The following is a 26037-nucleotide window of genomic DNA, read 5'->3' on the forward strand; positions in this document are numbered from 1 at the left end:
AACAAGCGGGACCGATTATCCCGCTTCTTGCTGGTGAAGCTGAACAAATTGTTTACCAAAAGAAATTAATTCGTCTTCTTCCTCTCCTTCTGGATTCAGCTCAATTTTAACTGATGGGAGGACAATGTCACCGCCAAGCTCCTTCACTTTTTCTTCGATTAGGTCAACAGCTCCGCAAAAATGTTCGTAAGATGTATCGCCAGAACCGAATACTGCAAATGCTTTTCCCGTTAAATCAAGCTCTTCCATTTCTTCATATAAATCAATAAAATCATCCGGAAGATCGCCATCTCCCCATGTATACGCACCTAACATAATGTGCGAGTAATCATTAAGCAACTCCGCATCAATATCCATCGCTTCATGACGGTCCACGCTGGCTCCTGCTTCCGTTATACCTTTTTCAATTAAATCTGCCATCGCTTCTGTATTTCCAGACATCGTGGCATACACCAATAAAACCTTTTCTGTCACTTTTTCTTCCTCCTTATCAATGAATCAACGCTGGCTCCTCATACGGCCTGACAAACTTACTTTCATATAAACCCGCGCAGAAAAAGTTTTCGTTTTGATTGGCTACACGAAAACCGTGTCCTTTGATCGTATCAAACCATTTGAGCTCTTTTTGCTCAATATCAAGCTGATACACTTTAGAAAATCCGTGTTCGTCTTGTGAGGTGGTCACATACACAATGCCATTATCCTCTGATACATCTAAAAATGATTCTTCTCTAGCAAAGGCCTGTGATTGAATATCATGCAGAATATTTGTATGTAAATCTAAAATTTGAACAGATCCTTTTTTGCCTTTTTTTGAACCTAATGCACAAACAAGAAGATGTTCATGACAGAGCAGCATAGAAGCTGTCATTCGGTGCTCCTCTCTGTTTAAAAGAAAAATCTGTTCACTCTGCAAGTCATACACCCATATTCCTCCGTGAACCTCATGAATCTGTGTTCCAATATAAAGGTGGTCACCTGCAGCACATAAAGAACGAATGACCGGCGGATGATTCACATGAGCAAATGGCTTCATAATTTCCCAGGAAATTCCGAAATCATTTGACACATAGATACTATGTTTTCCATGCGCACATACAAACCCATCTTTACGTCCTGTAATAGACCAGACGACTGCGTTTGTTGGAAATGAAGATAACGCCCATGTATTGCCTTCATCTCCTGATCTAATCACTGTGCCATTTTCACCGACACCGAATAAATAAGGGCCAATATAGCTGATCGCATGAATTTTATGCTTGAGCTTAAACAGCTGCTGCCATCCGCTCTCCACACTATAGTGAAAAATACCTTCACGTTTTACAGCAACAAAGTATCCACCACTTTTAGATGCTGCAACGGCTGTTGCTCCTTTATGAAACATGATTTTCAACTCGTTTCTCAGACAAAGCGGCCCACGTTAAAAAGCTCACAGCAAATTCCTGACAGCACGCCACATCTTCATCTGTATCCGGTGCAAGCTCCATTTTTAATGTTTCAGGAAAAACAGATGCACCCGTTGATTTCAGCATGTCATAGAATGTATGGACAGCCTCGCAAAACTTTGGATAGCTGTAATCACCCGATCCAAAGACAGCTGCTTTTATGTGACTAAGTTCAAGAGTAGAGACCTCTTCATAAAAATCCTCTGCTTCATATGGCAAATCTCCATCACCCCAAGTATAAGAACCAATGAATACGTAAGCGTATGAGGATAGGTCCTCTGCGTTCGTATCATCAAATTCCATCATCTCTGTATCTATCCCTTTTCCTTCAAGTGTTTGCTTTAAGATCGCTGCCATATCTTCCGTATTTCCAGACATACTCGCAAATGCAATTAGTGCTTTCATCTATCGGTCACCTCATCTAAATGATAATCATTTTCAATTATTATATGTACACTTTAAATGATAATGATTTTCATTGTCAAATGATTTCATAAAAAAAAGTACCTCCCTATTCCAAGAAGGTACTTACACGGCATCATTTTCAAGCATTTCTTTAACCACACCAACAAATGCTTGTACCTGTTTTAACTGAAAAGACGCTTCATAGCCTAGCAGCCATGTGTCACGGCCTATTTGCTCTCCGTTCACATCAACAAGCGGTGTTTTATAAACACTTTTTTCGTGGTCATATAGAGTAACAGAAGGCAAAATGGCGTAGCCGATGCCGTGGTAGGCCATTTGTTTACATGTTTCAATTTGGTCTACTAAAATCGTCTGCTTTGGAGATACTTTAAATTTTTGATGCCACCAGTGCTGGATTTCCTGATAATACGTGCTGTCGCTTTTAAATTGGATAAATGGCCGCTCAGTCTTGATTAATTCATCTACGTCCTTGATCACGGAATCGACTAAATATAAATGATCTGTCATCAAGTATTCCTTTGTCCCCTTCCAATCAGGGTTTCCGCGGATGATTCCTATGTGCACGTGGTCTTCATACAAGCTTTTGAGCATTTCACTGCTCCAGCCGGTAACGAGTGACACCTTGGCATTTGGATATTTTTCGACATACCGTTTTAACACCTTTGGCAGCCAGTGCTGTCCAATAATCGACGCCACCGCAAGCTTGAGTGTACCGTGAATGTCACCCTCAAGTTCATCAATTCGTTCTCTCACTCGATCCTGTTCAACCGTTACCTCTTTTGCAAATTGGATAATCTGTTCACCTGCTGAAGTCACGGTCAGCCCCTTTTGTGAACGAAAAAAGATTTTCGTTCCCCATTCCTTTTCGATCGTCTGCAATCTTTGCGATAATGCAGGCTGAGAGACAAAGAGCCGTTCCGAAGCCTTTCTCATATTCAATTCTTCACTTAGCACAACAAGCATATGTAACTCCTGAAGCTGCATGGGCGTCCCCTTTCTCTCTATAAGTTTTTCTTATTTCATATGCTCATTATATAAATTTTAACTTATGAAGGCAAAAAAAAATAAGCTGGGCTGCAGCTCATTTTTTCGCGGAATGAATGACCTCATTTAAGCGCTTTAATACAACTCGTCGAGTAAAAATACCTTCAAAGACTTGCTCCTCATTTACTACACAAACAAATCCATTATTTGTAACAGCGTGAACGCCTTTTAGTACAGGATCTGTCGTTTTGAGTCTCGGAATATCCTTCAGCATAACCTCTTCGACCTTCAACTGGTCGAGCTTCTCGAATTCGATTCGTTCTAAACCGAAGATTTTATCCATAATCATATTCGTTCCAATTAACCCGTGTAAATGATAAGAAGCGTCTAATACCGGAATAGCTGTATATCCTGTTTTGGTTAGAACCAATAGGGCATGCTCAAGGTTATTGCCAATTTGAACATGTGCGACTTTATCTGCATCAATCATATGCTCGGCTACTGTGGACTCAAGCAATTGAGTCGGCTCTATCTCTATCATGTTTCTTCGACCCCTTTTCTCTCAATCATCAATCATACATTCCCCATTACGATTAAGCATAAACTAAAACGAATTTTGTCGAAAGATTTTTTCTGCATAAAAAAGATACTCAGCCCCCGAGTATCTAATAGAATGTTAAACCAATATTAATTCTCAAACCTTACTCTGTCATACAATGTGATCAATTGCTTATACGTATTGTCGTCGACATTTTTTGTTCCACATTCTATATCATTGATCTCACTGCTTAGTAATTCGACAGCATATTCCTGATTCAGCAATACGTTTAATAATAGCTTTTTCTCTTCTTCATTAAAACGATTTTCGATGACGCTCATTCAACATCAGGCCCCCTGTTTCATATATGCTTTTATATTGATTAGCAGGCTTTTGAATGTCTGCTTCCTCTCTATACAGCTAGAATAAGGAACTAGAATCGAATCGTCAACCGCACGTTTCGACAAGGTTTGGAGAAAAATGACGGAATTTATTTTGTGTATCGATTGGCATAGCAAAATGCTGCATATGAGTCGGGTTTTATTTTTGCTTCAATTCCCATAGCTGTGATCATTCCGGTCATTTCCTGGATCAGCTCTTTCGTACTTCCTTTTTTGCCAATATCCAGATGGGCTTCAAAACGAAGGTCTGCCCCTTCCTCAGCAAACGGAAGAAGCAAATCCATCAGTTCTGTTAAAGGCCCCTCAAGGATGTCTGCACATACCTTTTGGCTAAACGCTGTCTCTAATGAAATTTTTTCTCTAAGACTTTGCACGGGTCTTTCAATCACTTGTTGTGTGAGGCAGCCCCAAGCTCCTTTGCCAATCCGGTGGAGATGAATTGCAGTCATAAATGTTGTGACATTTTGATTGACCTGAGAGTCCGTACCAATTGATAACACATAGGCGGACCTAGGGTCTTTTCGAATAAAGTCTTTCATTCTCATGACGACATCAGAAAACGCTAAACGATCTTCAGAAAGATTGTAGAAAAAAGAATCACTCACAGAAAGGAACTCCTTTTTAATGGTCTCTTATCCGAAAAATGCGCTGATTGATCATCTTCCATTTGTACATATCATCTATGATGATCCATGTATGCTGCCGCAATAAACGAAGGAATCCTCAGAAAAAACATTTCATACGATTCAGCTTAGGATTGTAGAAGCTCAAAAATCTCAATCGAAATCATATCAATGTTGTCAAATGGGAAAGTGTTTGGCTTATCCCCTTGTTGAAAAACAGTCAATTCAAACGTTTGATTCTTTTCGAAATACTTAACACTACAGATTTTCTCACCGTTCACTTCGAAATAACGCTGTGCCGGCTCGTTTGCAGCTTCTGCTGTCTCTTGAAGACTTTGCAGCCTTGTAATGATACCCATTAATTGTGACATTCTAAAAAAAGACTCCTTTCAAAAAAACAACTCAAGATGAACCCGTATTGATTATACACAAGTCCTACAAAGCATCATACCATAAAGTGTTCTCAGATGATATTTTTCCTCTTGAATTCAAAAAAAGAAAAAGAATCTGTTTTTTTAGTTTGAGTCTTTTTTCTAATCTCATGCACCATGATTTTTATAAACCAGCAGATCTCATCAGTCGTTTCGCAATTTCATCAAAATCCTCTTTTGATATGCCTGGAGCAAACTCTTCCGGTAATTCTCTATAATCTGGCACAGGTGCACCTTGCGGGGTGCCTTCAATGACTGTGAGCGGCTTTCCATCAATCGGGTGGCTGCCTTTCCAAATTTTATTGATATCCTTGTAGTCCGTATCACTAAATGTATACAGCTTTGTATGAACATTCTGATCTTCAAATTTTCTCGCTGAATCAAAGTATTTGTTATCAAGATTTGGGATTGGCAGCATCTTCCCTACATCTACTCCTGTAGCGACTTCTAGTGCCTTTGCATATGCCACAATATGCACGCCGCCCCTGACAAGTAAATAACCGATCATCTCTCTTGCTGTAGGGTGGTCCGTCATTTCATATACACGCATTTTGTGCGTACGTGCTCCGCATTCAAGGAAGAAATTATGAAGGAGGTCAAGAATCAGGTTGCCGCTTGAGAACACATTCTCTCCTGTCCAAGGTTTTGCCATTGAATCAAACGGATAGCCTGTTTGGGCTGTTTGAATAAAATGCTGTGTATTTCGTTTATCGACAGCTGCCTTCATCGGCGTCGTATCTGGATCTCCTCCATGGGTAGTTCCTGTAATCATGAGATTGATGGCTGTGGTCACAAGCTCAACATGACCGAATTCTTCAGCCGTAATACTGGATACGAGGTCATAAAACGGTTTGAGTTTTCGTTTCCCTCTAAAGTTAAAGGATTGAAACATATAATTATTTAATGTGGACATTTCACCGAATTTTCCGCCGAGTAATTCTTGCACAGCAGCGGCACCATTTGCATCTGGGTGATCTGGTCTTGGCAAATCAATGAGCAGCCGCGTGTCACGTTTGATCATGATGTTTCCCTCCTACTGTCTAACTATCATCACTTAAGATGTATGGAGGGTTTGGGCTGTCCTATGCATGAAGGGAAAGATTGAAGCACAAAAAAAACTTGGCGGGGGTAGCGCCAAGTTTTTTGGATCTTGATCTGATAGAGGGGTTGGGGAACAGAGAGTAGCTTCTCTCTATAACTAAATGATAATGATTATCAGTTTCATTGTCAACCATTTTTTAATTTTCTTTTTTCTATCAAAAAAAGCAGCCTACGAGGCTGCTCAGATTGATGACAAAAGGCTAAAATTCCTTTTATTTACATTTCAGTGTATAGAAAACCTTTGAAGTCTAGGAAGGACGGGTACCGGAGCGAATTGTACATTCATGAGCACTGCCACGCAGGACTGACAAAGAATGCGAGGATTAGTCTTCACGCCGGGCCTTCAAATTAATCCATCTTGCTCATATAAATAGGCATACGGAAGGTCTATAAACAAATACATATCTCCCTCTAAAGGATAAGAAAACGTACGTATCCTCTCACCTGTTTCTAAATCACTATAAATATCGCTGAAAAATCCTTTTCCGCTAATTCTCATTTGAAGAATATTTGCTAGGAAATAAGGACGCCAGCTCCAATTTTTTTCTATATACTCCGGCTGAAACAGCCATTCTTCTTCTTTTTTGAACACATTTCCAGTGATTTGAAAGCCTTCTTCATTACACATATAAATCCGAAAACTGCAATCTGTTAGTTCAAGTGCCAGTTTTTGAATGAGCTCATCATTTGTGCTGCACGATTTCTTTAAAGTCGTAACAGCTTGATGAATTCGTTTATAAAATGTTTCAGAATGTTCGTAGACAGCTTGCAGCTTCTTTTTCTCATGGGCAATAAATTGCTGGAATTCTTCTCTAAGCTGATCTTTTCGGTGGCTTCGATCGATTAATTCTCCTGCAGGCTCATGAAGATAGAACCCTTGAAAATATCTCCCGCCATTTCTCCAAGCATACTGTAGCTGGAAATTTGCTTCAATGTCCTCATAAATTAAAGCAGCTCCTATTTTTCTTGCAAGCAATGAAATGCTGTACAAGACATATTCATAGGAAGGAGATGGAGCCGATGCCTTTAATGCCTGTAAATCTATTTTTAATAAATCAGGTGAAAGCAAGGCAATTCGGTCCAGATTACTGCTTTCTTTTCCTATATTTGAGACAGCGATTTTAATCCCATATGTACGATAATACGTTAACGTATGGTATAGCTGTTCAATGTCGCCGCTAAACGTATGCTCTGCAAACTCAATAACAAACCGGTTAAGCTGAATGCCCCTTGCTTCATATTCCTTTAAGAGTTCTAAAAAGCTTTCCCCGTGATCCAGCATGAGGATATTGGCATCATGATTAATAAAAATGAGCAAATCGTCATCTGCTGTTGTGAAGAGATCAAGTGCTTGAGTCAGTACTTTGTGATCTACTTCCAATTTATATTCGTCAGGAATAGATGAATCCGTAAAGAAGGAGCCTAGGCTGACCGTTTCTGACTCAAGCTTCATTCTTCCTAGAATCTCATAGCCTATCACTTTTTGCTCTTCCGCACTGAATATTGCTTGATAGTGCGGGAAAACATCTTCAATATTCGTTAAAATATCCAATGGATCGACCATTTTCATCACCTGCTTCTCTCTTTGTGTGATTATACCACATCAAAAGCAGGTCTTACATCGTCAATCAAAATGGTGATTGGTTGAGCCATTGTCCCCCATCCATCGTAATACAATCTCCATTTATATAAGACGCATGCTCCGATAATAAAAAGCTCGCAAGCGCTGCAATTTCCTCAGGTGTGCCCAGTCTGCCAAGAGGAACGCTATCTAATGTTCTTTGCGCTGCTTCTTCTGATTCCCATAGTTTATCTGCTCCGCCTGTTCTCTCGATTGGGCCTGGTGCGATGGCATTGACGCGAATTCGATATTGCCTCCCCCATTCAACAGCAAGCGTTCGAGTCAGGGACAACACGCCGGCCTTTGCTGCCGCCGAATGCGCCACGCCTACACCAGCACCCCATGCATAGGTAGCCACCATGTTAAGGATACTTCCCCTTTTCTTTTGCCGAATCCAGTAATTGCCCACTGCATGGCTGCAAAAGAATGTACCATTTAACACAATATCAATCACAGCTTTCCAGCCGTTAGGAGACAGCTTTTCTGCTGGCACTAAAAAATTTCCTGCTGCGTTGTTAATGAGGGCATCGACATCACCAAATGTATCCACCGCAAACTTGACCATTTGGTCAGCATCCTCTGGGTTTCGCACATCCATTTGGAAGTAAGCGACTGCTCCGCCCTTCTGCTTCATTTCTTTTGCCGTCTTTTCCAGCGTCTCTTCCGTTCTACCAGTAATCACAACATTCCAGCCTTCAGCTGCCAAATGGGCAGCCATTGCCTTCCCCATACCGCTTGATCCCCCTGTCACAATCACTGTTTGCTTCGTCATTTGTTCTCCCCCTTTGTATGATTTGAATGACTATTCATTCATTATTGTCTATCATATCATGATTGACCCTCGGTGCACCATATGGGAGATTATCCAAATATGATGCTATACTTAATTTTATTTATAAAGGAGTCTTATATGAAGCAGCTTTCCCGCAGACAATTTTTAAAAGGAGCAGCTGGTGCGAGTATTCTCGGGTTTTTGGCTACAAGTTGTGGATATGGATATGCCAGGTACATTGAGCCGCGCATGATCGATACGGTGTCACTGACGATTCAAGATGCTCAGCTTCCAGCTTCATTTGACCAGTTTAAAATAGCTCAATTTAGTGACGTTCATTTGAGTGATACATTTCCTGCGAAGGACCTAGAAGCCATCGTTCAGAAAATCAATGCTGCATCTCCAGATCTCATTGTGTTCACAGGTGATCTCGTTGATTTTCAAGCATCCACCCAAGAGCATGAAAAAGCGAAGACTTATTTGAATAAGCTTCATGCTCCGTTCGGTAAACTCGCCATCTACGGAAATCATGACTACGGACCATTTGGCGTGGAGCTTTATGAGAAAACAATGGAGGCTTGTGGATTTACATTATGTAAAAATGATGTGTTTCTATTAGAAAAAGATCATGCACATATTCAGATTGCTGCACTGGATGATCTTATGATGAGCGTGCCTGATTACGATTTGATCAAACGGGAAGTATCATCTGATTTATTTACGTTGCTGCTCGTCCATGAGCCTGATGCAGCATTAGAGCTGAAAACAACACCTATTAACTTGCAGCTTTCCGGGCATACGCATGGCGGTCAAGTGCAGCTGCCTTTCTATGGACCGATTCTCACAGCACCTTACGGCCGTAAATATGTAGAAGGTTTATACGAAAGCGATCAGCAACGCATCTATGTCAACCGTGGACTTGGGACAACACGGCTCCCGCTTCGGTTTTTAGCCAAGCCAGAGTTAACCTTTTTTACCTTTACATCTCGTGTATAAATAGAAGCCAAACCGCCCTCTCCTGCATATGTATAATCAAAGTTCTTTCTCATGACAAATGTTAGGAGAAACCTTACTGGGCCTGATTCCGTCCATATAGTATGTCAAGTGACGGCATCATGGCTTCTTTTATTTGAGTAAAAGGAGTGTACTTTGGTGCTGCGATATACGGTGAAAAGAGGAGAAACTCTTGCTTCTATAGCGCTTGATTTTCGAACAACAACAGATGCCTTAAAGGCTGCAAATCCGTCACTTCAAGCTCGCGAGCCCGAACAAAATGAGGTCATCATCATACCTGGTTTGCCAGATCCTAATGCGATCCCATACCGCATCTTTGTTTCGATTTCAACGAAACGCCTCGTTTTGTTTTCTGGATCACAACTTATTCGTTCGTATCCGATTGCAACAGGGAAAATTTTAAATATGACACCGACAGGTTCTTATTATATTGTCAACAGACAGCCAAACCCAGGAGGTCCCTTTGGCGCTTATTGGCTGAGCCTCTCAAAAATTCATTACGGCATTCACGGTACGAATAACCCGTCTTCAATTGGTAAAGCTGTTTCTAGAGGATGCATTCGCATGTATAATCAGAATGTCATCGAGCTTGCTTCACTCGTTCCAAACGGAACACCTGTGACCATTAGCCAGTAGATGAAATCAATTGTACGAATGGTTAAAATTTTATATGATATAAAGTGGGATCTTCAGGTTAAGGAGCGTATTTATGGATATTTTTAAAAACAGAAATTTTGTTCGTCTCTTTTTTGCGGCACTTGCTTCGCAAATGGGGACAACAGTAGGCAATATGGCGTTTGCCTTTTATTTGCTCGACCATTTTAGTCATCAGCCCGCATACGCCACATTGGCTGAACTTATGTATTCTCTTCCTACCGTCTTTGTCTTTTTTATGGTCGGTGTGGTCGCAGACCGTTTTGATCGTAAAAAAGTCGCAGAGAACTGTGATTGGATACGAGCTGGGCTGACGATTGTATTATTCATCGTTATTTATTTTAATTCACTGCCACTTATTTTCTTGATCTTGTTTATTCGAAGTGCCATTACGAAGTTCTTCTATCCAGCTGAAGCTTCTCTCGTTCAGGCGATTTTAAATAAAGATCAATATGCAAAAGCCGCTGGCTTAAATCAAATGCTGTTTAGTTTATTTATGGTATTTGGCGTTGGACTTGGTGCCATTATGTATAAGACGATTGGACTTCACGGTGCCATTACAATTGATTTGGTCAGCTTTATTATTTCAGGCATCCTGATTCGTTCATGTAACATTCCAATTGAAGCGCGTCAGCCAAATGGACAAGCTGGCTGGAGAGGCATGACCATCAAAACGTCTCTGAAAGATTTTAAAGAAGGCATCCTGTATATTTTAAAAAATAAATTATTGGCTTCTTTAATTTTTGGCTTTTTTGTTTTCGGTCTAGTCAATGGTGCATTTGCCGTTCTTCCGATGTTTACAATGAAATATGGACTTTCACCAGACCATTTTGAACTGCATACATCCTTTTTTACCATTGCGATCGGTGCAGGCTTGCTCGTTGGAAGCTTAATGGGCTCTGTCCTCGCTAAAAAGGTAAAGATGCAATATCTCATGTCGATTCCAATTTTGGTCGCAGGTATTTTGATTTTTGTCCTTGGTTCTACCCATACCTTATGGTTGTTTTATGTCACGTCATTTGTCATTGGTACATGCATTGGCCCAGTCAACATTGTCATTGGCGGCTGGCTGCCTAGAATCGTCCATCCTCGACTGATGGGTCGTGTGTCAGGATGGGTTGACCCGCTCACTATGTTTGCTCAATCGATGACATTAGGTCTGATTGCGGTATTATTTCCAAAACTCATCACAAATGTTTCTTATATTTATTACGGAATGGGCTTTATTATTTTACTTGTCTTCCTTTTTTACTTCATTACACTGCCAAAGTTTAGCAGAGAAGCTGACGACTTAGACGTGCAGCGTGAACTAAAAGGGCAGGGAGTTCAATAAGTAAATAACAAAAAGGACTTTCTTTTTCAGGAAAGTCCTTTTTTCATGGATGAAACGTCCTTCATGCATTTCCTCTGTTGAGAGAATCTGCTTGAAGGCTTGCTTTATTGATCCATTTTTTCTTGTTTTTCACAATTAAATTCCTTTACATCTTTAAACGTTTTATAGTAGGATAGTCAGGTTGGAGGTGAAAGAAATGCTAAAAAGTTACTATTTTATTCATACTAAAAATGAACAGGGACAGTTTGTTGTACATACAGAAGATTGTGCATTTTTAGGCGATGCTGCAAGCCGTACGTTGATTGGCCTGCACATGAATGGTGAAAGCGCCATGGATGAAGCCAAACAAATGACGAATGAAACTGACTTTAATGGTTGTTTTTATTGCGCTTATTCTATTCATACAAAATAAAACATGATGTTATGTTTGTCTTACATATGATAAATCTGCAGTCATCTAAACCTATTTAACTTTAATTTGTAAAATAAAAATTCTCCCTATTAAAGGGAGAATGAATTATATATATTAGCTATTAGCTTTTATGAGGTTTCTAACGTTTTTTTATATTAATTGTTTTAGATTGTACATACCCTAGATCTTTACCATTCTTACTAGATAAATCGACATGTACAACAGCTTCATATCCTCTATGTTTGTATTCTGGTAGATTTAAGCTTAATTTTTTCAGCGGGGTTTTATATTTAAAACTCCCTCTTTCAAATTTTGCGGTATATGTATAGAGTCCGATTGGGGACAAATGAGCATCATATCTTAGTTCACCACATTTACCATTTTGTTCAATTGTAAAATCAACAGTTTTAGCTTTTTTAGAATAATTGGTAGCATCTGTCCATACTCTTACCTTACATGTAGATTTAGCAAAATAAGGGGTTTGCCAATTGCTAGTAGCAGCTGATGCATCGATAGAAAAAAAGATTGATACACATAAAAATACAAACGATATTACTAGTCTTAATTTCATAAAATCACCCTTTTTTTAAAATATATAGAAATTATATAATATTATTACATTCCGATCAACAATTCTTTCTGAATTACAATATACAAAAACGTTTTCCAAATTATTTATTCAATTTTCATATTATAAATAATTTTTTTCGTATTTAATCCCATTTTGTTTCTATAATAAACATCAAGTCATGTTCATAATTTAAAAAAATGCCGACGAAGTCCAATACATATATCACTTTTAACAATAACCCTATTTGCAATTTACTAATAAAAACGTATAATTTATACTAAGCACAGGAAGACGAAAGACAAAGGAGAGAAAAAATGGACGATTATGCTCATACTAAAGACATAGAACCTACAGCAGAAAACATCGCAAAAGCCATTTATACTGTTAACCGCCATGCTAAAACCGCACCAAACCCCAAGTTTCTTTATCTTTTGAAAAAACGCGCGCTGCAAAAACTATTGCAAGAAGGTAAAGGAAGAAAAGTGGGCCTACATTTCTCTAACAATCCCAAGTATAGTCAACAACAGTCCGACGTGCTGATTGAAATTGGAGATTATTATTTTCACCTGCCACCAACGAAAGAAGACTTCGAATTTTTGCCACACTTAGGAAATTTAAATCAATCATATCGCAATCCGAAAGCGAATATGTCATTAAACCGAGCAAAACAAATACTTCAAACATATGTCGGTTTAAAAGAAAAACCTGCCGCCACAAAACAAAAATCACATTACACAAAGCCCGTCTTCAAACGACTCGGGGAAAGTTATTTTTAAACAGAAAAAAACCACTCATGCCGAGTGGTTTTTTGTTTAGATAATAAAATGATCGACCTTTTCAATCAGCTGATGAATTTCTGGTTTACTGATTTGATCATCTGCACCGATCGTTTCCCCTTTATGACGCAAATCTTCAGTAATTAACGAAGAGAAAATAAGAATCGGAATAGAATTTGTTAAAGGATTGTCCTTCAGCAGTTTTGTTAGCCTGTGGCCATCCATTTTAGGCATTTCAATATCCGTAATAATCATATCAATTTCTTCTGTCACACTGATTCCTTTGCTGACAAGATCCATGACATGATCATATGCCTGTTTGCCATCTTCAAAGGTCACAATGTTTTTATAGCCTGCTTCAGTTAATTCATTTGTTAATAAACGCATGAGAAGCGGAGAATCTTCAACGACATACAGCTTCTTCCCTGTTCTTCTCTCGTCTTTCTCACCGTCAAACATATGATACGTATCAACACCTGAAGCGGATTCAATATCATAAATGATTTTTTCGTAATCTGGAAGGAAAATCATTTTTTCATCAAGCTTAATGATGCCCGTTAAATGACGGTCCATCCCTTGATTCAGTGCAGTCGGCTTCTCAATCTCTTCCCAGCTGACGCGGTGAATTTGTGATACTGTTCCTGTGTGGAACACAAATTTCCGTTGGTTGAATTCAGTCACAATATATTTCTCTTGTTCCGACTGATCTGACTCGACATTAAAAAAGGAAAATAGATTGATGACTGGTAAAATCTCGCCTCGTAAACTAATCATCCCTTCTACATCTTGGTGAGAGTGCGGTACAACCGTCACCTCAACCGGCTGAATGATTTCTCTTACTTTCATGACGTTAATGCCGAATTGATTTGCACCAATTTCAAACTTCACAATTTCCAATTCATTGGTACCAGAGTCAAGTAAAATTTCTTGTTTATTTAAAGCCACGGAAATCCCTCTATTCTTCAATATTAGATTGTACTTTTTATATCGGCAGCATAGGTAAAAAGTTGACGTTTCTTTACGCTTTCTCTCGAACGAATTGATGAATCACAAGTCCTATCGATGCAAGGATGAGCAAAGACCCTAGTGCAAGGCGGCTTGCGAGATTTCCGTGCTCTGCAAACAGCAGGGTAACTGAGCCATAAATAATGGGCCCAATAATGGAAGACACCTTTCCTGAGAAGGCAAAGAGGCCAAAAAACTGTCCTCGCTTTTCCTTCGGGGTTAGTTCAATAATCAAGATTCGTGATGCCCCCCAGCTTGCGCCAAGTGAAATCCCAAATAAACTGCCAGCTACCCAGAAGACCCATTCGGTTGTCGCTGTCACAGCTAGAATGAGCGCCACAATTAAAATGACATACACGACGGTGATCGAGCGTTTTGCCCCTATCGCTTTTGTGATATAACCAAACAGAAAGGAGCCAATGATACTTGAAATGGTCGACACAAGATAGAGTAAAATAAATTGCCCAGCTGTAAAGCCAATAATGATTTTGGCATAAACAGCCATCATCGCAATTGCTGTTTGTAAGGCATCATTCATAAAAAAGAAGGCGATCATAAAAATAAAAGCTGGCTTGTACCTTTTCATCTCTTTAAACGTGTGAACAATCTCTTTATACCCGCTGAAAAAAGATGTCTTTTTCTCTTGCTGAGGCAGCGGATGAGGATCTTTTACAAAAAAGAGAAAGGGTAGGGAAAAGAGAAGGAATAAAAGAGCTGTTGGGATAAATGCTTCATGAAACTGGTCATTGCCGACAAGTAAATAAACAGAGAGGCCGACAAGTGTCCCTAAATAGCCAACGGCGATACCAAATCCAGAAATAAGCGGGATTTCATCCTTTGTCCCAAGATCGGGCAAAATGGTGTCATAGAAAACAAGACTAGAATGATAGAAAAACTTTGCGATCACAAACAAGGTAACCACGACCAATAAAGAAACAGGCAGCCCAAACCATTCACTTGAGAAATCAATTCCAGCAAAAATCCCCATCAACACCGTACAAGCAATACATATGAACGTAAACACAGTAATGTAGCGTTTCTTTTTTCCTGTACGATCAATCAGCACTCCGTATAAAGGTGTAAAAATGACGAGAAAAAAGCTGGCTAATGCGTTTGCATAAGAAATAAAGGTACTTGCGATCTGGTCCATTCTCGCACTGTCCCCGATCGTTTCCTGCAAGTAAAACGGGAAGAAAATGGTGATCATATTTGATGAAAAGATCGTATTTGCAAAATCATACAACGCCCAAGCTAACACAGGTGCTGTCAAAAACAGCCCGAAGCCTGCCCCTTTTTTCTGTGCGGTCTTTTTTCCTGTTCTCAATCGATTGTCTCCCTTCTCTGCCTCTTTTTGCACTATCATTCTATTTTATGTGGTGTTTCCCTCTTCCATACAATAATCTATGAAAAAAAGCACCTCTTACCATATAGCAGAGGTGCTTTTTTCATTATCTCTTCACAACAATTGTACTTGCAATCAAATCGTGAAGTGCTTGTTTTTTCTCTGTGAAAAAAGCAAGGATATATCCAATATATAAGATCGGAGACAAAAAGCCTTTTGCAAAGAAGCGGCCAGTTGCACGCCCGAATGTGACCTTTTCGCCTGTGACTTTTGTGACTTTGATGCCAAGAGCCATCTTCCCGAGTGTTCCTTGTAATTTTGATGATTCCATGATGGCGTAATAAAGCCATGTCACCACGGTCCCCATCAAGACTGCCCCTATATAGAAAATGATCAGTCCCATAATAGCTTCCCATTCCTCATCCGTTATGACGGTTGAAGAATAGTAATAACTGTCGTCATCCATCATCAGAGCTGCACCTGGGCTTGAGACAAAAAAGACTGACGCCAAAATAAACATGATAAAAGCAATTGGTACTCCGATAATGATACCGTCCAAAAGATGTGCAAGAAAACGATAGCCTACGCCTGCTAGCTCAGGATGCTTCTTTTCTTGAATGTGTGGTTCTGTTATGTTGGTTTCCATCCTATTTCTCCTTTATTATGTATGTTTTCTATAAATTTCTTATAATCATTCGTTATTATATCCTATGAATATAGCAAGATCAATGCAGCTTTACACTTTTACATACATTTTAGATCAGTTTGACCTAAATGATTTATGTGAATAAATACTGAAAATTTGTGAAAATCATGGCACTTCTAGTTCTTTTACCTCCTGATTTTTTAACATTTTGTGATATTTTCGTCTTGTTTCCATTATTCTGTTGACATTGATTCTTCAAATGGTACAATAGTCAAGGATTTTTTAAAGAAAGGTGTTCATGATGGGAACTGTTGTATTATTAAAGAACAACGAAATGACTGTAATTGAAGATATTTGCGAAGCTGATTATTTAGATATGAAGCATGGTTTGTCAAACGATGACACAGCTTATATCTCTTGGTACGAAGACTACGATACTGCTTATGGATATTGATTTCATTTCATAGATGAAGCGTAAAAAAGGCGATACAACCTGAGAATAGGTTGATCGCCTTTTTTACGTTTGTAAACTTCTTTCACTTTCAGGTTCCACATGAATAAAGATTTGCGCATGCGGAAATTCGAGCTGAATCTTCTCTTCAATTCGATCACATAATTGGTGAACATCTTCAATGGTTGTCTTTCCATCTACAATCAAATGGAAATCAATATATTCCTCTGCACCAGACCGCCTTGTTCGAAAGTCATGATATTCAATAAATTCTTGACTGAATCCTTGAATGATCGATTCAATTGATTGTTCTTCCTCTGGTGTTAAACGAGCATCAACAAGCGGCGGGAAGGCTTCCTTCATGAGTTTAAACGCTTCACGCATAATAAAGAAGGCCAGAATCATTCCAATTATCGGATCTAGGAAATACCAGTCGGTTAATGCTACAAGCAATAAACTGAATGCCACCCCTAGTGACGTATACACATCCGTTAAAAGGTGCAATGCATTTGATTTCATGGCGACTGAATGTACTCGCTCAGCCTCTTTGTTCACAATCCTCGATACAACAAAATTGATGAGCGCGCCTAGCAGCATGACCACAATGCCAAGCACGGGTAGCTTAACTGGCTCTGGATGCATTAATTTGTGAACACATTCGTATATAATCCAAATGCCAGCAACGAATATCAGCAGGGTCTCAATCGTTCCAGAAATATTTTCGACTTTTCCATGTCCATAAGGATGTTTAGAATCTGCTGGCTTTCTTGAAATACGAACAGAAATAAATGCAATAAACGACGCCATTAAATCGAGAAACGAATGAATGGCTTCTGATAAAACCGCAACAGATCCGGTTAAGAGACCTACAATGATTTTTAAGATGACAACAAATGTGTTGCTCAGCACGGATAGAAACGCGATTTTCGATGTCTTCGCTGATTGTTCCATCTATCGTCCTCCTTTAGGAGATCGTATGTCTATGAAAGCCATTCCCATGACCATGATTCTCACGTTCTTTCAGTTTACGCAGTTTTGCCGTTTTCTAATCATTCTCATCACAGCCTGTATTTTCTCTTGAGGTTACGCTATAATAAATGTTGCTCTTTCTTCAATATATCACTCATGCGGTGATGGATAGGAGAATAGACTACATATAACGCTATCCAGTGCCTTTCGCAGGTGACATTTATGCAGTGAATGGTAAAATAGGATAAAAACATAAATTTTTAAGGTGATGAGAAATGGAGCATTTGCTGAATCCAAGAGTAAAGGATATTGAAATTTCAGGCATTCGAACATTTTCAAATCTCGTATCGTCATATGAGGATGTCGTTTCATTGACGATAGGTCAGCCCGATTTTTATACGCCGCATCATGTCAAAACAGCTGCCAAAGCAGCCATTGACGAGAATTTCACCTCATACACTCACAATGCTGGTTTCTTAGAGCTAAGACAAGCGATCCAGCATTATATCAAGAAGAAAGTGAATCTTGATTATGATGCAGAGTCAGAAATCATTGTGACAACAGGTGCAAGTCAAGCAATTGATGCTGCGTTTCGAACCATTTTAACAGAAGGCGACGAGGTCATTTTACCTGGACCTGTATACCCCGGATATGAACCGATCATTCGAATGTGCGGTGCAGTACCTGTACATATCGACACAACGAATGCCGGCTTTAAATTGAATGCCAAGCTGATTGAGGATGCGTTAACGGAAAAGACAAAGTGTGTGGTTCTTCCTTACCCTTCAAACCCGACTGGTGTCACGCTTTCAGAAGAAGAATTGAAAGAAATTGCCCAGCTCCTTGAAGGAAAAGACATCTTTATTTTATCCGATGAAATTTACAGTGAGCTGACATTTGACCGGCCGCATCATTCAATTGCCTCTTTCTTAAAAGAACAGACCATTGTCATCAATGGACTGTCTAAATCTCATAGCATGACTGGATGGAGAATTGGCTTTTTATTTGCTTCAGCTCCAATTGCTAAACATGTATTAAAAGTACATCAATATAACGTGTCTTGTGCCTCGGCTGTCTCACAAAAGGCGGCACTTGAAGCTGTGACAAATGGTGTGGATGATGCACTGATCATGAGAGAGCAATATAAGAAAAGACTCGATTATGTATATGATCGGCTCATTTCTATGGGGCTTCCGGTGATTAAACCTTCTGGCGCTTTTTATATATTTCCATCCATTGAATCGTTTGGGATGAGTTCCTTTGATTTTTGCATGGAGCTGTTAGAAAGTACAAGACTTGCGGTCGTCCCAGGCTCTGCTTTCTCTCCACTCGGCGAAGGGTATGTGCGCCTGTCTTATGCTTATTCACTTGAAACGCTGAAAGAAGGACTTGACCGGCTAGAACAATTTGTACTTGAAAAACGTTCCCTTCATTCGCTAGATTGAAACAACGGCTCTCTTGCCGTTGTTTTTATTTTGCAGGAAACATGATGTGAAATACGGTGCCCTTTTCAGGCTGACTATCCACACGGATCGTCCCATTATGATTTTCTAAAATATTAAATGTGACCATAAGGCCAAGCCCAGTTCCTTTTTCCTTTGTGGTTAAAAAGGGCTCTCCAATCCGTTTCATCACCGCTTCTGGAATGCCGACCCCTTCATCACGAATGGTGACAAGTATTCCATCACTTTCTGCTTTAGCCGTGATGTCTACCTTTCCTCCGTCCGGCATGGATTCTACGGCATTTTTGATTAAATTGATAAACACTTGCTTGAGCTGATTTTGATCCCCGTTCATCAGGAGACCTTCCTCTATCTCACTTGTGTTCATTAAAATGCCATTTAAGTTCGCTTGTGTTTCTAACAAAGCCGTAACTTCGCTGATGATTTTTTTCAAATCAAGCGTCTGCATTGAGGACGTTTGCTGCGGTTTCGCCAGCATTAGCAACTCACTCAAAATAATTTCTATTCGGCTCAGCTCAGAGAAAACAATCTCGAAGTATTGATCGCGATCTTTTGTTTTCGGTTTAATGAGCTGTAAAAAGCCTTTGATGGCGGTTAATGGGTTTCTGATTTCATGTGCAATGCCAGCCGCCAATTGACCTGCGATCGATAATTTTTCTGAGCGGAGCATGAGCTCTTCTGTCTGCTTACGTTCGGATATATCTCTTAAAATAATTTGAACCGCTGTTTCTCCAAAGAATGTAGTTGGGATACAGACCATTTCTGTATAAATCAGCTTATGCTTAAATGTATGACAGCTCATCGTGACAATCTCGGAATCTGATGCTCTTTCAATAATACGAGATAAGCTCTTTTTGACCTTCTGCTGATCACAGGAATGAATTTGATGAAAGATATCCTTTCCTATTAATTTATCGTAATGCTCGGCTTCAAATAATTTAATACCTGATTCATTCATAAACACCCATTTGTGATCATGGATGACCGCAATCGTGTCAATGGAGTTTTGAATGAGCAGCTGATACCTTTCCCGGCTTTTTTGAAGAACAGTTTGGAATTTTTTACGGGATGAGATGTCCACGAGCAGCAAAAGCTCTGCCCGCTGATTTTGATAAATCGTCGGTGATGACTTTACCTCAATATGAATACTGCTCCCATCTTGACGCTTCCATATCTGTTCAATCATTCCGACTGGAAGGCCTTGCTGCAGCCTTGTTATGCGGCTTCTGACAATATCATGGTACTCTTCAGCAATAAAATCAAACGCGGACTTGCCGATCATGTCATCTCTTGCACTTACCCCCATTAATTGCAGCATCGCATCATTTGCATACACAATTTTCCCTAAAGTCGTAATACATAACGGATTTGGCAGCATGGCAATCAATTGTTCAGCTTCACTAACATTTTGGAAAGCCGGCAGACTGCCTAGCGACTGTTCTGCTACTTTTGATACTTCTTGAAATGCTGCTTTTTGGGGCTTAGTATCCAGCACCCTCATTTTCAGGATCATTTCTCTACTTACTTCGTTGTCTAACCCATCACAAGCAACAAAATCAATGCTTGCTTCGACCCATACAGCTGTCAGATCACTTCTTAGCAGTCTAAAGTGGCAAACCTCTAGCATGTGCTGATTGTAAAAATAACTTTCGACGAGAAATTGATCTTCGGTATGAACAAAGTCTTTCAAAAAACACCCTAGTAAATCCTTTTGTTCATAGAGCAAAAGCTGCTTACAGTTGGAAGAAATGTAGAGAAAGCGGCCATTAGAAGAAAGAACGGCATGTAAATCGATGTTCGAATACAATTGATTCGAATCTTTCATTTGTTGTTCCATCGTCGTCCGACCCTCCTTTTCATTTTTTAGGGTTGTCCTTAGATTGATGTATAAAAAAGATTCGCTAGAAAACCCGTATTTTCCTTCTGTCATCGAGGGAAACGTCCATATTTTCAGCAAAAAGGGAGCACTTTCTGCTGCTGTGCTCCCTGCGGTTTATTGTTTTTCATATTTCTTTTGTAATTCAACGTACTTATCCACAATTTTACTTGGGATGTTTTTAATGACAGGATCTTTATCTGAAACATAAGGTGTCACGACACTAAACGCCACCTCTGGATTAGAAGAAGGATAATATCCTCCAAAGGTTAAATTGTACGTGGCATTCCCCCACCAGCTGCGGTTGGCGCCATAGTAGAAGGTTTGCGCTGTACCCGTTTTTCCTGCGACATCATGCTGACCAAACCGACCAGCGGCAGTTCCGCCTGTTGATGTGACCATTTTCAGTCCTGTTTTTACGCGGTCAATATCCGCTTTCGAGTTGTTAATCGTGTTCAGCACCTTCGGCTCATATTTTTTTACGACTGGGCCTACTTCATCCTTCTTCGTTGGAAGATGAACACTTTTCACTACTCTTGGCTGAATACGGCTCCCTCCATTGGCAATTGTCGACATGTATTGTGCCACTTGGAGCGGTGTATACGTGTCATACTGACCAATTGCTTCATCAAGCAAGAGTCCGCCGACCGTCTTAGGATGCGTCTGCATCCCGCTTGATTCCTGCGGCAGGTCGATCCCTGTTTTTACGCCAAGACCGAATTGCGCATAGTAGTTTCTCATTTTTTGTAAGTGCTCAGGCCTTGCAGGTAACGGACCATCCTTTTGATAGGTGATGCCCGCCATTCTCATCGCTACTTGGAACATGTAGACGTTGGAACTTTTTTGGAGTGCCTGAATGTCGTTAACCCATCCAAGATCTTTGTAAGACCGCTTCGGTTTTCCTTTACTTCCTGCAAAAAAGAGCGGTGTATCCATATAGGCCTGGTTGTGTGACATCCCGTCCTGATAACCGCCAAGTACTGTGGCTCCTTTGACAACAGAGCCCATTTCGTACTGGGTGGTAAATGTTCCGATCGCATAATCTGTGACGTCTCTGCCATCCATTTTCTTGCCCGACATGGCGAGAACATCCCCTGTGTGAGGATCCATCATGACGACAAAGGCACGATCCATCATATAGTTTCTCGCACTGGCCGATCTAAGCTCTGATTCGACGATTTTGTCGACTTCCTTTTGCAGCTCCATATCAAATGTCAGCGCAAGATCAAGTCCTCTTCGTCCTTCTGTCCGCTTGATTTCATCGAGCAGCTTCCCGCCAACCTGTGTATATTGAACGGTCGCTTTCTCAGGGTTTAGAAAATCCTCGTATTGATATTCTAAATAGCTCTTCCCTACACGGTCATTTCGCGAGTAGCCTCTTGCCATATAGTAATCTTCACGTTCTTTAATAATTCCTTGCTCTGGTGTGGTCACACCGCCAAGTACATTATAAAGGGTCTTTTCATACGGATATTTTCTTGTCCAGTCGTTGATGACGTTCACACCTGGCAGTTCATCAAGATGCTCTGAGACAAGTGAAATCTCTTCATATGTCAAACTCACGGATGAAGTCTGTTTTGATTCTTTCGTTTCATCGAGTAAAGCAACTTTTTCGTCCCCTTTTTTCTCTTCGTTTGGGTCCATTGCCTTCACGATTTGAGGTTCAAAGGCATATCCGCCTGTAAATCTACGGTAGATCGCTGCAACAGCTTTTTCCTCCGCATCCTTTTCGATCGCTTTGACTTCTTTCTTTGGGACACGCTCTACTTGAAGCGGATAGACATCCTTTGCATCGATATCCTTTTTCTCCGCTTTTGAAATGAGATTATCCGCTTCTTTCGGATGGCTCGCCAGCCAAAAATCCCGAATGTCACGCTCTCTCAAAAAATCAGTATCCATTTTTATATAAGTCGCAAGTTTTCTTGCTACCTTAATCTTATCCTTCGCTTTCACACCGCTTTCTGATGTATAAACGATGGCAGGTACACTTTCGTTATCAACGACGACTCTTCCTCTCGCGTCATACATTTTTCCTCTTGGAGACGGGTATGATGCCGTTTTGACCTCTGTTCGGTTGGCTTGCTTTTTATAATCTTCACCATTGACGATTTGCAGCACACCAAGCTTGATCACAAGTCCAGCAAATAAACTAAATACAGCGAAGAAAAAGAGATTAATCCTCCAGGCGTTCCGGCGCTTCATTTTTTTCTGCTCGGCAGCACCTTGATGCTGTTTCTCTCCCACTTATGTAGCTCCTCTCATCCTTTTCAATCTTTTACAATTACCACTCATTATTGTAACACTTTTGTAATAGTTGTTACAGCGAAACGAGTGAAAAAAAGCTGTCAATCCCTAATCTGCAAAAAAATATACTAACACTTTAAAATATTGGTATGTTTATGTCGTTTTCTTTAAATGGAAGGATACCCCATCCTTTGATATGAAGCGGCTCTTACTATGACTTTAACAAAAATGACAAACTGGTATTGTCAATGGAGGATGCTGGTACGTTTATAACAAAAAGTCCATGGTATGATTTTTTGTGAGAAAACAAAACAAAGATTTTAGGAGGAGTTACAATATGAAGAAGAAATCATTCTTTTTTTCAGCGCTGACAGCTGCTGCACTCATCACATTCACTGGGGGACATTCAGCTGATGCGAAGGAGCTTAACCTGAAACAAGTGATAAACGTACAGCATCAAGCCATTGATCTTCATACATTAGCAGCAAAATTACATATCTCTTCAGATGTAAACAAGCTAAGCAAGTCAAATCAAAAAGAGATCGAAGCTCTATTAAACAAGCTGATCAAAAGCGGCCAGCCTGTTACTGGAACAAAAGTAGTAAAAGAAGTAAACAAAGCAAAACAAGAACAAAAACAAGAATCAGTGAAAAAACCAACTGCTTCTAAACCAAGCACTCCAGCAAAAGAAAACACAAACAGCAATAGCAACACAAAAGCTGACCAAAAAGACACAAATGCATCAAAAGCAGACAGCAGCTTAAATGCATTTGAAAAAGAAGTGGTCGAGCTTACAAATAAAGAGCGTGCAAAACAGGGCTTAAAGGCACTTTCTGTGGATTCTAAATTAAGCAAATCTGCTCGCGCAAAATCTCAAGATATGAAAGATAAAAACTATTTCTCTCATACAAGCCCAACTTATGGCTCTCCATTTGATCAAATGAAGCAATTCGGTATCACTTACAAATCAGCAGGTGAAAACATTGCTCAAGGTCAAAGATCTCCTCAAGAAGTTGTGACAGCATGGATGAACAGTGAAGGCCACAGAGCGAACATTTTAAACAAAAGCTATACACATATCGGTGTTGGTTATGTGAAATCTGGCAACTACTGGACGCAGCAATTCATCGGAAAATAATATCAAAAAACCTGTCCTTATTTGGGACAGGTTTTTAATTTGTCTACTTTTTCAGCAATGCGAGGGCTTGTTTACACGCTGCAAACTGTTCCACATAGGCGGGGCAGTTTTTTATTTGACCCATAATTTATAGATGCTCTGTGTCCCGCTGTTTTCTTCGCCCTGTTCACTCAGCTTTTCATAAAGTGATTTCGCAAGTGAGAGCCCTGGCATTTCTTCTCCCATCAGCTCTGCTTCTTCAAGTGCAATGCCCATATCCTTGATAAAATGCTTTACATAAAACCCTGGCGCGAAATCGCCTTTCAGCATTCTTGGTGCAAGGTTTGACAATGACCAGCTGCCTGCTGCACCTGTTGTGATGCTTTTGAGCACCTGCTCTGGATCAAGCCCTGATTTTTCGGCATAGGCCATTGCCTCTGCGACACCGACCATCCCCGCTGCGATGGCAATTTGGTTACACATTTTTGTATGCTGACCGCTTCCTGCCGGTCCTTGATATTGAATATTTTTACCCATTTGCTCAAATACCGGCAGGCAGGCTTCATAGGCAGACCTTTCTCCGCCGATCATAATGGCCAGCGTGCCATTTTGAGCTCCTATGTCTCCCCCTGATACAGGTGCATCTAATGCAAATACACCTCTTTCCTTCGCTTTCAACTCAATTTCTTTTGCAAGCTGAGGCTTCGAGGTCGTCATATCAATGAGATATGTTCCAGGTGCGGCATGTGCCACAAGCCCATCTTCACCTAAATAGATCTCTTCTACATCAGATGGATATCCCACCATTGTGATGACAGCATCTGCATTTTCTGCAATGTCCTTTACTGCCGGCTTCCATGACGCCCCTTTTTGAATCAATGCGTCTGCTTTTGCTTTCGTTCTTGTATAAACGAGAACTTCATAGCCTGCATCCATTAAATGTCCTGCCATACTGCGCCCCATTACACCGATTCCTATAAAACCAACCGTTTTGATTTGTGCCATCACTTGTTCCTCCTTAAAGAGACTTTGTCAAGCCACCATCAATGATCAGTGTTTGACCTGTCATATATGTATTGGCTTCAGATAAAAGAAAAGCTGCATATGCTGCAAATTCCTCTGGCTGTCCATAGCGGCCAAGCGGGATCGCTTGTTCAGCCTGTGCTTTGATTTCTTCAACCGTTCGATTCTCTCTTTGTGCGCGGTGCTTTTCCAGCTGTTTGACGCGGTCTGTTTCAATTTTTCCGGGTGCTAACGTATTGATCAAAATACCATCCTTTGCAAGCTCCTGAGCGACTGTTTTTGTCCAGCCGGCTATAGCTGGTCTAAATGTATTCGACAGCATCAAGCCTGGGATCGGTTCTTTCACTGACATTGACGCAATGTTTAACACACGTGCACCACGTTTTTTCAAATAAGGTAATGCCTCTTTTAATAATCGAATATAGCTGAGTAAATGAAGCTGAAATGATTCGATCCAATCTTCATCTGTTAAGGTGTCAAGCGTTCCTGTTTTAGGTCCGCCTGTATTGTTCACAAGAATGTCTAGACGTTGCTCATCGCCAGCCGCCGCTTGAACAAGCGCCTTGATTTGCCTGGCGTCAGATACGTCACATACTTGATAAGTCAGCTGTCCTTTGGCAAATGGAGACAGCTCATTGACTGTTTCTTTCAGCGTTTGTTCATGTCTTCCCGAGAGCATTACATCCGCTCCCTCTTTTGCTAGAGCAAAGGCAATCGCTTTTCCGATACCTTGACTGCTTGCAGCGACCAATGCTTTTTTTCCAGTTAGTTTGACATCCATGTAAGCACCTCCTCTCGT

At 40.3% G+C, this 26037-nt stretch carries 28 protein-coding genes; 8 read left to right on the forward strand and 20 right to left on the reverse strand.

Translation table 11 applies throughout. The annotated features are described in order from the left end of the window. Positions 1 to 15: 15 nt before the first annotated feature. From AMR95_RS05465 to fadH, 11 genes are all read right to left on the reverse strand, one after another. On the reverse strand, positions 16 to 474 hold the full coding sequence (locus AMR95_RS05465) for a flavodoxin (RefSeq protein ID WP_039178158.1): 459 nt from the start codon (positions 472 to 474) through the stop codon (positions 16 to 18). A 16-nt stretch (positions 475 to 490) separates the two neighbouring features. Then, on the reverse strand, positions 491 to 1384 hold the full coding sequence (locus AMR95_RS05470) for a WD40/YVTN/BNR-like repeat-containing protein (RefSeq protein ID WP_034281596.1): 894 nt from the start codon (positions 1382 to 1384) through the stop codon (positions 491 to 493). After that, the gene (locus AMR95_RS05475; RefSeq protein ID WP_058837780.1) at positions 1374 to 1850 is read right to left on the reverse strand and encodes a flavodoxin; all 477 of its coding nucleotides are present in this window, start codon (positions 1848 to 1850) and stop codon (positions 1374 to 1376) included. Before AMR95_RS05475 ends, AMR95_RS05470 begins: the two co-directional genes overlap by 11 nt. Before the next feature lie 123 nt (positions 1851 to 1973). Next, positions 1974 to 2855: a LysR family transcriptional regulator gene (locus AMR95_RS05480; RefSeq protein ID WP_024424721.1), complete on the reverse strand. Its 882-nt coding sequence runs from the start codon at positions 2853 to 2855 to the stop codon at positions 1974 to 1976. Between the two features lie 97 nt (positions 2856 to 2952). Further along, entirely contained in the window at positions 2953 to 3396 is a 444-nt protein-coding gene (cbpB, locus tag AMR95_RS05485) for a cyclic-di-AMP-binding protein CbpB (RefSeq protein ID WP_047203681.1), read from the reverse strand. Positions 3397 to 3542: 146 nt separating this feature from the next. After that, positions 3543 to 3734: an antirepressor AbbA gene (gene abbA, locus AMR95_RS05490; protein ID WP_003210802.1), complete on the reverse strand. Its 192-nt coding sequence runs from the start codon at positions 3732 to 3734 to the stop codon at positions 3543 to 3545. A gap of 149 nt (positions 3735 to 3883) precedes the next feature. Next, entirely contained in the window at positions 3884 to 4399 is a 516-nt protein-coding gene (locus tag AMR95_RS05495) for a ribonuclease H-like YkuK family protein (RefSeq protein ID WP_039178147.1), read from the reverse strand. 146 nt (positions 4400 to 4545) lie between these two features. Beyond that, on the reverse strand, positions 4546 to 4788 hold the full coding sequence (locus AMR95_RS05500) for a YkuJ family protein (RefSeq protein ID WP_003212254.1): 243 nt from the start codon (positions 4786 to 4788) through the stop codon (positions 4546 to 4548). 184 nt (positions 4789 to 4972) lie between these two features. Then, positions 4973 to 5869 carry a manganese catalase family protein gene (locus AMR95_RS05505; protein WP_024424718.1) on the reverse strand — a complete coding sequence of 299 codons (897 nt, stop codon included), beginning with the start codon at positions 5867 to 5869 and terminating at the stop codon, positions 4973 to 4975. 423 nt (positions 5870 to 6292) lie between these two features. Then, the gene (locus tag AMR95_RS05510; protein ID WP_024426863.1) at positions 6293 to 7513 is read right to left on the reverse strand and encodes an EAL domain-containing protein; all 1221 of its coding nucleotides are present in this window, start codon (positions 7511 to 7513) and stop codon (positions 6293 to 6295) included. 64 nt (positions 7514 to 7577) lie between these two features. Beyond that, positions 7578 to 8342 carry a 2,4-dienoyl-CoA reductase gene (gene fadH / locus AMR95_RS05515; protein WP_039178144.1) on the reverse strand — a complete coding sequence of 255 codons (765 nt, stop codon included), beginning with the start codon at positions 8340 to 8342 and terminating at the stop codon, positions 7578 to 7580. Positions 8343 to 8480: 138 nt separating this feature from the next. Between fadH and AMR95_RS05520 the strand changes: the two genes are divergently transcribed. The 4 genes from AMR95_RS05520 (at position 8481) to AMR95_RS05535 (ending at position 11755) form a co-directional block, all read left to right on the forward strand. Next, positions 8481 to 9338, forward strand: a complete 858-nt coding sequence (locus AMR95_RS05520) for a metallophosphoesterase (protein WP_047203677.1) — start codon at positions 8481 to 8483, stop codon at positions 9336 to 9338. Between the two features lie 156 nt (positions 9339 to 9494). Further along, positions 9495 to 9992 carry a L,D-transpeptidase family protein gene (locus AMR95_RS05525; protein ID WP_058837781.1) on the forward strand — a complete coding sequence of 166 codons (498 nt, stop codon included), beginning with the start codon at positions 9495 to 9497 and terminating at the stop codon, positions 9990 to 9992. A gap of 73 nt (positions 9993 to 10065) precedes the next feature. Further along, on the forward strand, positions 10066 to 11343 hold the full coding sequence (locus tag AMR95_RS05530) for an MFS transporter (RefSeq protein ID WP_039178137.1): 1278 nt from the start codon (positions 10066 to 10068) through the stop codon (positions 11341 to 11343). Positions 11344 to 11539: 196 nt separating this feature from the next. Further along, positions 11540 to 11755: a hypothetical protein gene (locus AMR95_RS05535; RefSeq protein ID WP_039178134.1), complete on the forward strand. Its 216-nt coding sequence runs from the start codon at positions 11540 to 11542 to the stop codon at positions 11753 to 11755. 139 nt (positions 11756 to 11894) lie between these two features. Here the strand turns inward: AMR95_RS05535 and AMR95_RS05540 are convergent, their stop codons facing one another. Then, positions 11895 to 12326 (reverse strand): hypothetical protein, encoded by a 432-nt coding sequence (locus AMR95_RS05540; RefSeq protein WP_046310795.1) that lies wholly within the window; start codon positions 12324 to 12326, stop codon positions 11895 to 11897. A gap of 314 nt (positions 12327 to 12640) precedes the next feature. Between AMR95_RS05540 and AMR95_RS05545 the strand changes: the two genes are divergently transcribed. Further along, a complete protein-coding gene (locus AMR95_RS05545; protein ID WP_008356877.1) occupies positions 12641 to 13102 on the forward strand; it encodes a YkyB family protein in 462 nt (153 codons plus the stop codon). A 36-nt stretch (positions 13103 to 13138) separates the two neighbouring features. On the opposite strand, the gene AMR95_RS05550 is transcribed toward AMR95_RS05545, so the two are convergent. The 3 genes from AMR95_RS05550 to AMR95_RS05560 form a co-directional block, all read right to left on the reverse strand. Beyond that, the gene (locus AMR95_RS05550; protein WP_024424709.1) at positions 13139 to 14047 is read right to left on the reverse strand and encodes a chemotaxis protein; all 909 of its coding nucleotides are present in this window, start codon (positions 14045 to 14047) and stop codon (positions 13139 to 13141) included. Between the two features lie 73 nt (positions 14048 to 14120). Then, positions 14121 to 15431 carry an MFS transporter gene (locus AMR95_RS05555; protein ID WP_058837802.1) on the reverse strand — a complete coding sequence of 437 codons (1311 nt, stop codon included), beginning with the start codon at positions 15429 to 15431 and terminating at the stop codon, positions 14121 to 14123. 124 nt (positions 15432 to 15555) lie between these two features. Beyond that, positions 15556 to 16095 (reverse strand): RDD family protein, encoded by a 540-nt coding sequence (locus AMR95_RS05560; protein WP_058837782.1) that lies wholly within the window; start codon positions 16093 to 16095, stop codon positions 15556 to 15558. A 301-nt stretch (positions 16096 to 16396) separates the two neighbouring features. Here AMR95_RS05560 and AMR95_RS19205 point away from each other — a divergent pair, with 301 nt between their 5' ends. Beyond that, a complete protein-coding gene (locus AMR95_RS19205) occupies positions 16397 to 16549 on the forward strand; it encodes a hypothetical protein (protein WP_180272403.1) in 153 nt (50 codons plus the stop codon). Positions 16550 to 16612: 63 nt separating this feature from the next. On the opposite strand, the gene AMR95_RS05565 is transcribed toward AMR95_RS19205, so the two are convergent. After that, complete coding sequence (locus AMR95_RS05565; RefSeq protein ID WP_058837783.1) at positions 16613 to 17497, reverse strand: cation diffusion facilitator family transporter; 885 nt, start codon at positions 17495 to 17497, stop codon at positions 16613 to 16615. 293 nt (positions 17498 to 17790) lie between these two features. Between AMR95_RS05565 and AMR95_RS05570 the strand changes: the two genes are divergently transcribed. Continuing rightward, positions 17791 to 18960, forward strand: coding sequence for an aminotransferase A (locus AMR95_RS05570; RefSeq protein WP_058837784.1), 1170 nt, complete (start codon positions 17791 to 17793; stop codon positions 18958 to 18960). Between the two features lie 25 nt (positions 18961 to 18985). On the opposite strand, the gene AMR95_RS05575 is transcribed toward AMR95_RS05570, so the two are convergent. Further along, positions 18986 to 20815, reverse strand: a complete 1830-nt coding sequence (locus tag AMR95_RS05575) for a PAS domain-containing sensor histidine kinase (protein ID WP_058837785.1) — start codon at positions 20813 to 20815, stop codon at positions 18986 to 18988. 156 nt (positions 20816 to 20971) lie between these two features. Next, a complete protein-coding gene (locus AMR95_RS05580) occupies positions 20972 to 23098 on the reverse strand; it encodes a peptidoglycan D,D-transpeptidase FtsI family protein (RefSeq protein ID WP_058837786.1) in 2127 nt (708 codons plus the stop codon). A 337-nt stretch (positions 23099 to 23435) separates the two neighbouring features. Here AMR95_RS05580 and AMR95_RS05585 point away from each other — a divergent pair, with 337 nt between their 5' ends. After that, complete coding sequence (locus AMR95_RS05585; protein WP_039178119.1) at positions 23436 to 24236, forward strand: CAP domain-containing protein; 801 nt, start codon at positions 23436 to 23438, stop codon at positions 24234 to 24236. Between the two features lie 111 nt (positions 24237 to 24347). On the opposite strand, the gene AMR95_RS05590 is transcribed toward AMR95_RS05585, so the two are convergent. Beyond that, positions 24348 to 25220: an NAD(P)-dependent oxidoreductase gene (locus AMR95_RS05590; protein ID WP_058837787.1), complete on the reverse strand. Its 873-nt coding sequence runs from the start codon at positions 25218 to 25220 to the stop codon at positions 24348 to 24350. A 13-nt stretch (positions 25221 to 25233) separates the two neighbouring features. Beyond that, positions 25234 to 26019 carry an SDR family oxidoreductase gene (locus AMR95_RS05595; RefSeq protein ID WP_058837788.1) on the reverse strand — a complete coding sequence of 262 codons (786 nt, stop codon included), beginning with the start codon at positions 26017 to 26019 and terminating at the stop codon, positions 25234 to 25236. Between the last annotated feature and the right edge of the window lie 18 nt (positions 26020 to 26037).

The sequence above is a fragment of the Bacillus sp. G1(2015b) genome (assembly GCF_001482475.1).
In the GTDB taxonomy this organism is placed as follows: domain Bacteria; phylum Bacillota; class Bacilli; order Bacillales; family Bacillaceae; genus Bacillus; species Bacillus safensis.